This is a genomic window from Nocardia thraciensis (assembly GCF_054782435.1).
Map to the genome: position 1 here is coordinate 35388 of NZ_BAAGSM010000010.1, position 12006 is coordinate 47393.

10 protein-coding genes are annotated in these 12006 nt (G+C 68.4%); 6 read left to right on the forward strand and 4 right to left on the reverse strand.

What is annotated here, in order from left to right:
• Positions 1 to 188: 188 nt before the first annotated feature.
• Together ACYVLQ_RS03490 and ACYVLQ_RS03495 are read left to right on the forward strand one after the other, a co-directional pair.
• The gene (locus ACYVLQ_RS03490) at positions 189 to 701 is read left to right on the forward strand and encodes an EXLDI protein (RefSeq protein ID WP_460695898.1); all 513 of its coding nucleotides are present in this window, start codon (positions 189 to 191) and stop codon (positions 699 to 701) included.
• A gap of 30 nt (positions 702 to 731) precedes the next feature.
• Positions 732 to 2990, forward strand: coding sequence for an MMPL family transporter (locus tag ACYVLQ_RS03495; protein WP_460695899.1), 2259 nt, complete (start codon positions 732 to 734; stop codon positions 2988 to 2990).
• An 85-nt stretch (positions 2991 to 3075) separates the two neighbouring features.
• On the opposite strand, the gene ACYVLQ_RS03500 is transcribed toward ACYVLQ_RS03495, so the two are convergent.
• The 4 genes from ACYVLQ_RS03500 to ACYVLQ_RS03515 form a co-directional block, all read right to left on the reverse strand.
• On the reverse strand, positions 3076 to 3693 hold the full coding sequence (locus ACYVLQ_RS03500; RefSeq protein WP_460695900.1) for a hypothetical protein: 618 nt from the start codon (positions 3691 to 3693) through the stop codon (positions 3076 to 3078).
• A gap of 146 nt (positions 3694 to 3839) precedes the next feature.
• Complete coding sequence (locus ACYVLQ_RS03505; protein WP_460695901.1) at positions 3840 to 4004, reverse strand: hypothetical protein; 165 nt, start codon at positions 4002 to 4004, stop codon at positions 3840 to 3842.
• 31 nt (positions 4005 to 4035) lie between these two features.
• Complete coding sequence (locus ACYVLQ_RS03510) at positions 4036 to 4968, reverse strand: RluA family pseudouridine synthase (protein WP_460695902.1); 933 nt, start codon at positions 4966 to 4968, stop codon at positions 4036 to 4038.
• Between the two features lie 112 nt (positions 4969 to 5080).
• Positions 5081 to 5983 (reverse strand): alpha/beta fold hydrolase, encoded by a 903-nt coding sequence (locus tag ACYVLQ_RS03515; protein ID WP_460695903.1) that lies wholly within the window; start codon positions 5981 to 5983, stop codon positions 5081 to 5083.
• Between the two features lie 243 nt (positions 5984 to 6226).
• Here ACYVLQ_RS03515 and ACYVLQ_RS03520 point away from each other — a divergent pair, with 243 nt between their 5' ends.
• The 4 genes from ACYVLQ_RS03520 (at position 6227) to ACYVLQ_RS03535 (ending at position 11958) form a co-directional block, all read left to right on the forward strand.
• Positions 6227 to 7174: a methionyl-tRNA formyltransferase gene (locus ACYVLQ_RS03520; protein WP_460695904.1), complete on the forward strand. Its 948-nt coding sequence runs from the start codon at positions 6227 to 6229 to the stop codon at positions 7172 to 7174.
• Positions 7174 to 8247: an AMP-binding protein gene (locus ACYVLQ_RS03525; RefSeq protein WP_460695905.1), complete on the forward strand. Its 1074-nt coding sequence runs from the start codon at positions 7174 to 7176 to the stop codon at positions 8245 to 8247. The genes ACYVLQ_RS03520 and ACYVLQ_RS03525 overlap by 1 nt, the downstream gene beginning before the upstream one ends.
• A gap of 85 nt (positions 8248 to 8332) precedes the next feature.
• Entirely contained in the window at positions 8333 to 10210 is a 1878-nt protein-coding gene (locus tag ACYVLQ_RS03530; protein ID WP_460695906.1) for an ABC transporter ATP-binding protein, read from the forward strand.
• Positions 10207 to 11958, forward strand: a complete 1752-nt coding sequence (locus ACYVLQ_RS03535; protein WP_460695907.1) for an ABC transporter ATP-binding protein — start codon at positions 10207 to 10209, stop codon at positions 11956 to 11958. The genes ACYVLQ_RS03530 and ACYVLQ_RS03535 overlap by 4 nt, the downstream gene beginning before the upstream one ends.
• The last annotated feature ends 48 nt before the right edge of the window (positions 11959 to 12006 follow it).

The following is a 12006-nucleotide window of genomic DNA, read 5'->3' on the forward strand; positions in this document are numbered from 1 at the left end:
TGTATACGTCTACGTATAGTCTCCATCGGGTGGTGAGTTGAGCGCCCCACGATGGTGTCGAGCCGGTCCGACGAGGGGTGTGGGCTCGAGTTCGCGCTCACCGCAACCCGATCGGAACGGGTGACGCCGTGCGCCAGAGATCGTCTAATGCGCACGTGTGCAGTAATGCATGAACGGGAGAAGGACAGATGAACGCAGATCCGCAGAGTTTCGACGCAAGTGGCGCACAGAATCCGGCCGACGAGTCGCATCCGGTCGATCAGCAGGCCGAGACGCTGGACCGGGGCCAGTCCGCCGATCCGGTTCAGGTGATCACGGCAGACGGCGAGTTCGGCGAGATCAGCCTGAAGGACGGGCCCGGCGGCCTGCGCGTCAAGCGCTTCACCGGTCGCTACCTGGCGGAGGCCCGGGAGGTCGGGAAGTCCGGGACGGAGGTCGTCCGGGTCTACCGCAGCCGCAAGGGCAAGTTCGTGGTCCACCGCCAGCAGGCGGACTGGTCCGATTTGTCGGTGCTGTCGGAATTGGCCGCCGACTGGCGGAACTGGCGCGGCGTCCTGGGCAAGGGTGACCAGGACTGGGGTGATTTCACGGTGGAGATCGTCGACTCACTCGACGAGCTGCGCGCGGTGGTCACCCCCAAGCTCTCTCGCCGTGTTGCCGCTGTGGTCGAGCAGCCGCAGGCCGAGACCCTCGACATCTGAACGGGCCCGCTCCCGGAAAGGACCCTGAACATGTTCGCACGGCTGGGCGCAGTAGTCGTCCACAACCCGTGGAAGACGATCGGCCTGTGGGTACTGATCGTGATCGCGGTCATGGCGACGGCGCCGAAACTGGCCTCGACCACCGACCAATCCGACTTCCTGCCTTCACATTACGAGTCGATTCAGGCAATGGAACTGCAGGAGAAGGCATTTCCACAGAGCTCCGCACCGGCGGCGATAGTCGTCTTCGAGCGGGCGGACGGGGCGCCGCTGTCGGCCGCCGATTCCGCCGCGGTCGAGTCGATCACGGGACAGCTGGGCCAGGCGCGCATCGAGAACGTCACCGGTATCCAGGCGGCGCCACCGTCGGACAACCGGCTGATCCAGATCGCCGCCGTGCAGATGACCAAGGCCACCGGGCCGAGCGACACCCGCCAGAGCGACGCGGTGCGGGATCTGCGTGATGCCCTGAAGTCGAAGGTCGACGGCACGGAGCTGAAGGGCGGCGTCACCGGCCAGGCCGCGCAGACCCTCGACGCCACCGAATCGTCGGAGAAGGGCATGGCGATCATCGGTATCGCCACGATCCTGCTGATCCTGGTGCTGCTGCTGGTGATCTTCCGCAGCCCCGTCATCGCGCTGCTGCCGATTCTGGTGATCGGCGCGATCACCGGCGTCGTCAACGGCCTGATCGCCTGGGTGGGTAAGGGTTTCGACCTGAAGGTCGACAGCTCCGTGACCTCGATCCTGCTCGTCGTGCTCTACGGCGTCGGCACCGACTACATCCTGTTCCTGATGTTCCGCTACCGGGAGCGGCTGCGCGCGGGGGAGGATCCCAAGACCGCGATGGTCAGCGCGGTGACCCGGGTCGGCGAGGCGATCACGTCCGCGGCGGGCGCGGTGATCATCGCGTTCATGGCGCTCACGCTGTCGACGCTCGGCCTGTTCAAGTCGCTCGGCCCGGCGCTGGCGATCGCCGTGGGCGTGGCCCTGGTGGCCGGCCTGACCCTGGTGCCCGCGATCGTTTCGCTGTTGGGCACCAAGGTGTTCTGGCCGTCGAAGGCGTGGCGGGCCGAGCCGAAGGGCGCCGGATTCGCCGCGGTGGGCCGCGGGCTCGGCAAGCGGCCGGGTGTCTTCGCGGTCGTCTCCGGCGGCGTGCTGGTCGTGCTCGGCGTGTTCGCCGTGGGCTTCAGCCCGACGTTCGACCTCACCTCCGGGTCCACCTCGAATGCCTCCGAATCCGTGGTTTACAACAAGGAATTGGTGAAGGGGATGCCCGCCGGTGTCACCCAGCCGTCGGATGTGATGCTGCGGTCGACGGGTGGGCTGACCGACGAGCAGTTGGGCGCCTATCGGGACGCGCTCGCCGCGGTGCCGGGCGTGGGCCAGGTCGCGGAACCCGCTCTGTCGCACGATCGTACGGTCGCGGACTACCGGGTGACCCTGGCCTCCGCGCCCGAATCCGATGCGGCGATCGACACGGTCGAGGGGCCGCTGCGCGATGCGGCGCACGCGGCCGCGCCGCCCGGGACGACGGCGGCGGTCGGCGGCATGACCGCGGTCTTCGTCGACTTCCAGGATGCGATGAACCACGACTACACGGTCGTGTTCCCGGTCGCCGCGATCCTGATCATGATCGTGTTGGCGCTGCTGCTGCGCAGCCTGGTCGCGCCGTGGTACCTGATGGCCTCGGTGTTCCTGGGATTCGCCGCGACGCTGGGCGCCTCGGTGCTGGTGTTCCAGCACATGCGGGGCGAGCCGGGGCTGATCTTCACGCTGCCGGTGATCATGTACCTGTTCGTGGTCGCGCTCGGCACCGACTACAACATCCTGATGGTGGCCCGGCTGCGCGAGGAGGCGCGCGAGGGCAACGATCCGCACCGGGCGGCCGCGTTGGCGGTGCGGCACACCGGCCCGACGATCGTCGCCGCGGGTGTCATCCTCGCGGGCACCTTCGCCTCGATGATGTTGGCGGGCAACACCATGCTGTCGGAGATGGGCTTCGCCATCTCGGTCGGTATCGCGATCGCGGCCTTCGTCATGGCACTGTTCTTCACTTCCGCGGTGACGGCGCTCATCGGGCATCGCGCGTGGTGGCCGGGGCACGGGGACAGCAAGCCCGAGGGTAAGGGCGGTCGGCCGAATACCGCTGCGGTGCAGCACGATCCGAACTGGTCGAAGTACATGCACACTGATGCTCACGACCACGATGGCGTACCCACGGTATCGGTTCCCGAGCGCCAGGGCTCGCAGTGGAGTTGGTCTAACACCGGCGAGCGGCGTCGGTGAGCCGTTCGAACCCGGTAGGCTGGGCCGTCCGTTCGGAATGTCGAGCGGGCGGCCCCGCCTTGTGCTCTCAACTTCTGCGGCCCGGTTACCTCGAATACCCGGGCGGGGGACCCGCGGGATATGCACCCCAGCCTTGTGCCGCCAGCCTGCGCTTACTCGAACCACGTTTGACCGCAACGACGATGAGCATGATGACACCCGCGAGCACCCCGGCCCCCACGACACCGAATCCGAGGAGGAGAGCGGTCACGATGGAGGAGCCGATGCCGCGTCCGACCGCCGCCGTGACCGAGGAATCACCCTGTGTCACAAGGTGATACGTGCCGGTCCGGGTGGCATCGAACGAGAACCCGGACCGCCCTTCGCGCCCGCTGACGCTGTAGGTCAGGTCCGAGGTGTAGTCCTGCAGCGCGATCGGCTCGCCGTCCGGGCCGGAGAGTCGGACGTTCACATTCCCCTCGGGGCCTCGGGACGAGGCGGCGGGGTACTCGAAATACACCGTGTAGCCGCCGGTCTCGTTCAGCTGGATATCGGCCGAGCCGGGAACCTCGATCCGATGGAAGCCGTCGACCTTGTCCGACATCTGCATGAAGCCCACCATGCCGATGACGATGCCGCCGACGATTCCCGCGGCGGCGAGCAGCGCCGCGAAGACGTACCAGCGGCCCGACGGCGTCACCGGCTGGCGCGACGGTGCGCCCATCGGTCCCGCTCCCGCTGGATGCTGTGGCTGTGGCTGTGACACGCTGCCGCCCTCCGTCTCACCGCGCCGCGAATCGGTCGGCTGATTGAACCACGTCGCGAGATATTTCGGCAGCCGCTGGCTACCGGGGCGCACCACCGCGCCGATCAGCCCGACGTGTGTCGGGCCAGCCGTGTGGCCAGCTGCTCGTACGTGGGTGCGAGTCTGCGCAGGGTGGCCGCCACGTCGGCGGCGTCGCCGAGGCCGAGGCCGTGCAGCGCCCCGGCGGCGTCGGACAGCCGCCGCGCCCCACCCTGATCGGCCCGACCCACGGTAGTAAATTTCGGCCGAATTCGGCAGGGCTCAGCTGCCAGCCCAGCCGTCCGGATCCGTCCATGCCCGCAGGCTGCGGGTGGTGCGGAAGCGGCGGGGCTCGCGGGTGATCGGGTCGGTGAATTCCAGTGTGGTGGCGAGTAATTGGAGCGGGCGGGTGAAGTCGTCGACGGTCCGGTCGGTGATTTCGGGGTAGAAGTCGTCGCCGAGCAAGGGGATGCCGAGGCCGCTCATGTGCAGGCGTAGCTGATGGGTGCGTCCGGTGTGCGGGGTCAGGCGGTAGCGGCCCAGGCCGCTCCGATGCTCCAGCAGCTCCACCAGGGTTTCGGCATTCGGCTCGCCGTCGACCTCGAAGGCGCGGAGAATGTTGCGTTCCTTGATGATTCGGCTGGTGACGGTGCGCGGTAGCGCCAGATCGGGGTCGTAGCGGGCGATGGCCTCGTACTGCTTGAACACCCGCCGCTTGTGGAACAGCGTCTGATACGCGCCGCGGCGGGCGGGATCGACCACGAACAGGACCAGCCCGGCGGTGGCCCGGTCGAGCCGATGCGCGGGCACCAGATCGGGCAGGTCCAGCTCGCGCCGCAGCCGCACCAGCGCGGTCTGCAGGATGTGCTGCCCGCGCGGGATCGTAGACAGGAAGTGTGGCTTGTCGACCACCAGCAGATTCTCGTCGCGGTGCACGATCGTGATCTCGAACGGCACCGTGGTCTCCACGGGCAGGTCCCGGTGGAACCACACGGCGCCGCCGGGAATATAGGGGGCGTTCGGCGCGATCGGGCCCTGCAAGTCGACGATGCCGCCCTCCGCCAGCAGTTCGTCGATCCGTGCGGCGGACACCCGGGGCAACCGTTCCACGAGGTGGTCGCGGATGGTCGCCCAGTTCCCCTCCTCCGGCAGCCGCAGCCGCGCCGGATCCAATCCGTTCCGCTTGGGTAGTGGCGGCTTCTGCCTGCGCCTCACGATATCGACCCTAACGGGCGGTCCGGGCGGATGCGGATGCGAGTGGAGTAGGTTCCCCGACGCGCGCGAAATCCCGGATCGCGCCGAAGCGGGATCCGGGATCGACTGCCGGTCAGGCCTGGGCCTGCACCGGCCGCTCCAGGAACGAGGTGACCATCGGGGCCAGCAGTTCGGTGCGGTGCACGCCCGTGACGTGGGACGCGCCGGGGATGATGCCCAGCTCCGAATCGGGCTGCCCCGCGGGGGTGTCGCCCATGACCCCGCCGCCCAGCAGCCGGAACACCTCCACCGCGTGCTCGGGTCGGACGATATCGGAGTCGGCGATGACGTTCAGTGTGGGCTTGCCGAGCGTGCGGACCTGCTCGGCGGGCACCGTCGGCAGATTGCTGTCCATCTCCTTCACTCGCTGCACCATCTTCGGAAAGTCCTCCGGCCGCGGCGCATCGGCGAGATAGTCGGCGTGGAACGGGCTGCCGTGCAGCATTTCCGGCTGCAGTTCGGCAATGCCGTCGAGTGTGCCCGGATGCAGGCCGTCCGGCCCGAGGCTGCTAGATACCAGCACCAGCTTGCGCACCGCCTCCGGGTGCCGGATACCGATATCCAGCGCGACGTTGGCACCCATGCTGTAGCCGAGGAAGTCCGCGTGCTGGACGCCGATCTGCCGCAAAAGCGCGGCGGTGTCGTCGGCCATGTGCACGGTGCGCAGTGGCCGCTCGATATCGGCGGTGTGCCCGTGCGACTGTTGTTCGACGGCGATGACCTGGCGGCGTTTCGCCAATTCGGGGATGAGCGCGCCGAAATCGGTGTCGATACCGGACAGGGCGCCGTGCAGCAGCACCACCGGCGGCTGGTCGGTCGGCTGACCGTGCATCTCGTAGTACATGCGCAGGCCGCCGACGTCGGCGTAGCGGCCGGGCGTGGCCGGTTCGGGCGCGGCCGGGCGATCGGATCCGCAGGCCGTGAGGACCGCGACGGAGGCGACGGCAGCGAGGGTGGCGAGGGTGGTCTTGAACATGTCGGGCTCTTTCCGTGAAAACCGTGTGCTGACAATCCCCGAGGCCGCGGTTCCTCGCTGGGTTCACAGGTCTTGACGGCGGCTACCGGGGGAAATCATCGGTGCCCGTGGAAAATTCGCCCGGCGGCCGCACGGGCTCCGGATCCGGGAGTCGTCTCGCGCGGGGCGATCGGCCGGGGCTTGCGAAACCGGAGTGCCAGTAGGCTAGGCTAGCCTTAGTTATTGGAGGATGGGGTTCGGTTCATGCGTATCGTGTCGTTCGGCTTTCAGACCTGGGGCCGCAGAACGCTGCAGGCTTTGATCGATTCCGAGCACGAGGTGGTGCTCGCGGTCACCCACCCCCCGAGCGAGCACTCCGACAAGGGCATATGGTCCGATTCGGTGGAGGAACTCGCCCGCGAGCACGGCATTCCGGTGCATCTGACCGAGTCGGCCGACACCGAGACCGTCGATCTGGTGAAGCGGGCCGAGCCGGACATCACCGTCGTGAACGGTTGGTACACCCGGATGCCGCCCGAGCTGTGCACGCTGCCCACGTACGGCACGCTGAGGCTGCACGATTCGCTGCTACCCAAGTTCGCGGGCCGCTCGTCGGCGCTGTGGGCGCTGATCAGCGGCGAATCCGAGTCCGGACTGACCGTGTACCGGATGGACGACAGCCTGGACGGCGGCGACATCCTGGTGCAGCGCTCCCTGCCGATCGCCCCGGACGCCACCGGCGCCGAACTCGTGCTGGAGGGTCTGGAGCTCATTCCGGGCGCGCTGCGCGAGGCCTTGATTGCCGTCGAATCCGGCACCGCGGAATGGAAGCCGCAGAAGGCGTGCGAGCGCACGTATTTCCACGAGCGTTCCGAGCGCGACAGCCGCATCGACTGGCGTTGGGACGCAATCGATCTCGAGCGTTTCGTACGAGCGCTGTCGGAGCCGTACCCGCGGGCGTTCTCCCACTATCGAGGTGAGAAGGTCGAGATAACGGCCGCGACGTTGTCCGAGTCGCGGTACGGCGGCACCCCCGGCCTCGTCGTGCCGATGGAGGGCGGTGGGGTCGTGGCCTGCGGTCCGGACGCACACCGTGGGCGCAACCGCGGCCTGCTGATCACCCGTGTCCGCACGGCGGGCGGCGTCGAACACGACGCCGCCGGCTTCTTCGTCCGCGGCGGCCGCCTCACCGACCTGCCGGAGGCGGGCTGATGCCGAGTGTGATGTCCGAGATTGCCACTGCCGGAATCGAATCCGGCCTACCGGAGCACGTGCGACGGCGGGTGCTCGACGAGTGGGCGACCGGTGTGGAGCCGTCGGATGTGGTCACCGTATCCGGGCTGCTCCGGCGTGGACAGTCGGTTCCGATCATCCGGCCCGCGGTGTGGTGCGGGGCGGAGCACCTCGACTACGGCGAGCTGTTCACGCGCATCGATCGGCTCGACCCGACGAGGCGAACGGACGTACCGGATTCCATCGATCGGTGCGTGTACATGCTCGCCGCCCTCGGTGTGCGTGGCGACGAGTCGATTCGCGTACGGCGTGCCGATGGCGGCAGTGTGCTGTTCGGTGTTGGTGCCCTGGCCGCGGCGGTGGCCGATCGGCGCGCCGTCGCGGCCGAACGCCGGTGGCATTCGGCCGATCCCGCGCTCGGCGCCGCCGACGTACGACTGGTGGTCGCACGGCCGGACGACGCGTACACGCTGATCGAGCTGCTGGCCGCCCTCGCCGACGGGGCGGCGCTCGTGGTGCCGACCACGGCGCAGCGTAACGATCCGGTCGCCCTGGGCGAGCTGATCGCCGAACGGTCGGTGACCCATGTCGTCGCCTCGCCGGCGATCCTGCGGCGGTTGGACGAGACGGCCGGCTTGCCCTCGGTGCGGCGGTGGGATGTCATCGGAACCGCCTGCCCGGCGGGGCTTTCCGAGCGGCTGCGGGAGCTGTCGCCCGGTGCGCTCACAAGCTTCGCCTACGGGTTGCCGGAGTACGCCGGCGCCGTCGCTCGCGGTCCGCTCGACGGGGCCGGGCACCTGCGGCCGATTCCCGGCGCTCGCGTCCTCGTGCTGGACGAGGATCGGCAGCCGGTGCCACCGGGTGTCACCGGCGACCTGTACGTCGGCGGTGTCTCACTGGCGGAAGACGATGGCGCCTACGGCTTTTCGAGTCGGCTCGTCGTCGGTCCGGAGCCCGGCGACGGCTCCGCGGGTCGACTGTTCCCGCCCGGTGCGCGCGCGTGCTGGACCGCGGCGGGTCGGCTGGTCATCGAGACCGAACCGCGGGTGTGACCGCGCTGGTTGTATACGAAGATCGGCCGGAACGGCAGCGTAGGAGACGGATCCGGCCGTCGAGAACCCGAGTTAGCGAGGACATATGACGGTGGAGGCCAAGCCGCTGCCCGAGGTCGATACCAGGAACAAGCCGCCGCGCGCGATCGCGAAGCGGCGGAAGCAGGAGGAGGCCGAGGGGCGCCGGGCAATCCTGGCTCCGGTTCGGACCACCCTCGATCTCGCGAGCCTCGTCGTGGCTGTCGCCTCGATATGTGCCGTCGTGCCATATGTGCTCATTGTCGAGATCTGCCGGGAACTGCTCGACGGTCCGGTCGACACCGACCGCGTCTGGCGGCTGTTGGGAATCGCGATCGGCGTGCTCGTGGTGCAGGGATTCCTGCAAGCCGCGGCCATGACGTGGTCGCATCTCACCGACGCCGGTTACCAGCTGACAGTGCGCCGGGCGCTCGCCGAGAAACTGACCCGGGTACCGCTGGGCTGGTTCGGCGAACGCAGCTCCAGCGAGGTGAAGACGTACCTGCGCGACGATGTGGACGCGCTGCACTATCTGGTGGCGCACGGTCGGCTCGACTTCATCGGCGCCGTGACGGTCCCGCTGGCCACGCTGGTGTATCTGTGCACCGTCGACTGGCGGCTCGCGCTGGTGCTGCTGTTGCCGCTCGTCGCCTACGGAATCGTCCTGGGCAGGATGATGTCCATCGAGCACCGCGACCGGATGTCGCTGTACACCCGCGCCGAGCAGCGGGTGGGCGAGGCGACCGTCGAGTTCGTCGACGGCATTCAGGTGGTTCGCATGTTCGGCCAGGCAGGGCGGGCACACGATGAGTTCCAGCGCGCCGTGGACACCCAGACCCGGAGCCTGACGACCTGGAAGCGGCCGCTGATTCGCATGCAGGCGGTGTCCGAGGTCATCGTCATGCCGGTTTTCATCATGCTGGTCGTGGTAATCGCCGGACTGTCCGGTGTGGGGCTCGGATGGATCGCGGCCCTCGATGTGGTGCCGTTCCTGCTGGTTGGGCTGGGCCTGGGCAGTTCGCTGCTCGGGCTCGGATACAGCGGTCAGTTCCTGCGGGCGGCCGGAGCCGCCGCACGGCGGCTGTACGAACTGCAGCGGACTCCCGAACTGGCCGCGTCCGCCCCGGACGACGGGGAGACCGAGGCGGCGGCCGCCACCGCCGGTTCGGCATCCGAGGCCGCGGGCCGAGTCCGCTTCGAGTCGGTGACGTTCGGATATCGCGACGACCGGGAGGTACTGCGCGACATCACCCTGGCCCTCGAGCCGGGGACCATCACCGCACTGGTCGGGCCGAGCGGTTCCGGCAAGTCGACGCTCGCCAAGCTGCTGCCCCGCTTCTACGACGTGAACAGCGGCCGAATCACCCTCGGCGGCCGCGACATTCGCGACTACCCGAGCGACGAGCTGTACCGCACTGTCGGTTTCGTGTTCCAGGACGTGCGGCTCCTTCGCGGCACCATCCGCGAGAACCTGCTGCTGGCCCGCCCGGACGCCGACGCGGCCGAGGTCGAGCGGGCGGCACGCGCCGTGCGGATTCACGACCGCATCATGGCGTTGCCGCGCGGCTACGACTCCGAGATCGGGGACGACGCCGTGCTGTCGGGCGGGGAAGCACAGCGCCTGTCCATCGCCCGCGCGCTGCTGGCCGATACCCCGGTGCTGGTACTGGACGAGGCGACGGCCTTCGCCGATCCGGAATCCGAGGCCGCGGTGCAGGATGCGCTGGCCGTCCTGGTGGCCAACCGCACGGTGCTGGTGATCGCGCATCGCCTGCACACCATTACCGGCGTCGATCGAATTCTGGTGTTGGACAATGGCCGACTGGTCGAACAGGGCACCCACGAGGAACTGCGCGAGGCGGGCGGCACGTACCAGCGGCTGTGGGAGATCAACGAGGCGGCACTGAGCACGGTGGCCACGGTCTACGCGGAGGAGACTCGATGATTCGCAAGCTGTTCGGCCTCGTCCCGGGCGAGCACGCCCGTCTCACTCCGCTCCTGTTCGCCGCGACCGTCGCGCAGGCGCTGGCCCAGGCCGCGGCCTATCTATTGCTGGTCCCGGTTCTGGAATCGCTGTTCGAGGACGACCTGGGGCGAGCGTGGCTGTGGGCGGTGGCGATGTTGGTGGCCGTCGCGACCATGGGTGTATTCGCCTTCCTGCAGGCCACGCTCGGACTACGTATCGCCGTGCCGGTATCGGGGGGATTGCAGACCCGCCTCGGCGATCACCTCAACACCCTTCCGCTCGGCTGGTTCGAGAACCGCGGCGGCGCAGCGCTTTCCCGGCTCATGGTGGAGAATGTGCGCGAGATTCAGGGTGCGGTGGCCTACCTCACGGCGAAGGTGGTGGCGGGCATCGTCGTACCGGTCGGTGTGACGGTGGGCATGGTGCTCGTCGACTGGCGAATCTCGCTGACCATGCTGATCGCGGCGCCGATTCTCTTCGCGGTCAATCGCCTCGCCGATCGGTCCTATCAAAGATCGGACCGGAGCATGCACGAGGCCGCCGCCGAAGCGGATTCCCGAGTGGTGGAATTCGCGCAGGCGCAGCCGGTGCTGCGGGCCTTCGGGGCGGTCGGCGCCGGAAACCGCGCCCTAGACGCCGCATTGCGGGGGCAGCAGCGGGCGGCTCGCCGCACGGTGTTCTCGGCGGTTTTCGGTGGGGTCTCGTTCTCCCTGGTCGTCCAGGCGGTGTTTCTGACCCTCGCCTACATCGTGATCAGCCGGGTGACCGGAGGCGCCATTTCGGCCGCCGCCGCGATCGCGCTGATCGTGGTGAGTTCGCGCTTTATCGAACCGGTGAATCAGGCGGCACAGCTGACCAACGCGCTGCGGGCGGCCGGCGCCGCCGTCGACCGGGCCACGGAACTCCTGGACGAGAAGGTGCTGCCGGAGGCGAATTCCGCGGCGTACGCGACGGGGTCCGAGATCGTGTTCGAGAATGTCGAATTCGGTTACCGGCCCGGCGAGCGGGTGCTGTCGGGAGTGAATTTCACTGTGCCCGTCGGTACTACGACGGCGATCGTAGGACGCAGCGGGTCCGGTAAGACCACCGTGCTGCGGTTGGCGGCGAGGTTCTACGACGTAGATTCTGGATCGATCCGGATCGGCGGTCAGGATGTGCGCGAGCAGGCCTCGCAGGCATTGCTGAGCGGGATATCACCGGTGTTCCAGAACGTGTATCTGTTCGACCGGTCGGTGTTCGAGAACATTCGGGTGGGCCGTCCGGACGCGACGGACGAGGAGGTGCGCCGGGCGGCCGAGGCGGCACGGGTGGACGAGATCGCCGAGCGGTTGCCCGACGGCTACGACACGATGGTCGGGGAGGGCGGGGCGCTGCTGTCCGGCGGTGAGCGCCAGCGGATCTCGATCGCCCGGGCCTTGCTCAAGAATGCCCCCGTCGTGCTGCTGGACGAGGCGACCAGCGCGCTCGACCCGCAGAGCGAAGCGGTCGTGGTGCGTGGCATCCACGAGCTGACCAGGGGTAGGACCGTGGTCGCGGTGGCGCACCGGTTGGCCACGATCGCGCATGCCGACCAGATCCTGTTCATGGACGACGGGCGGATCGTCGAGCGTGGCACACACGCCGAACTGCTGGAGCTCGGTGGCCGTTACGCGGATTTCTGGAACGAGCGCTCCCGTGCCGGCGGCTGGCGACTGACGAGTGCGGGTGACCTTTCTCGCGTGACTTAGGTTAGGCACACCTTTGTAGGTGGGTTATTCTGCTCGGGCGGGAATGCC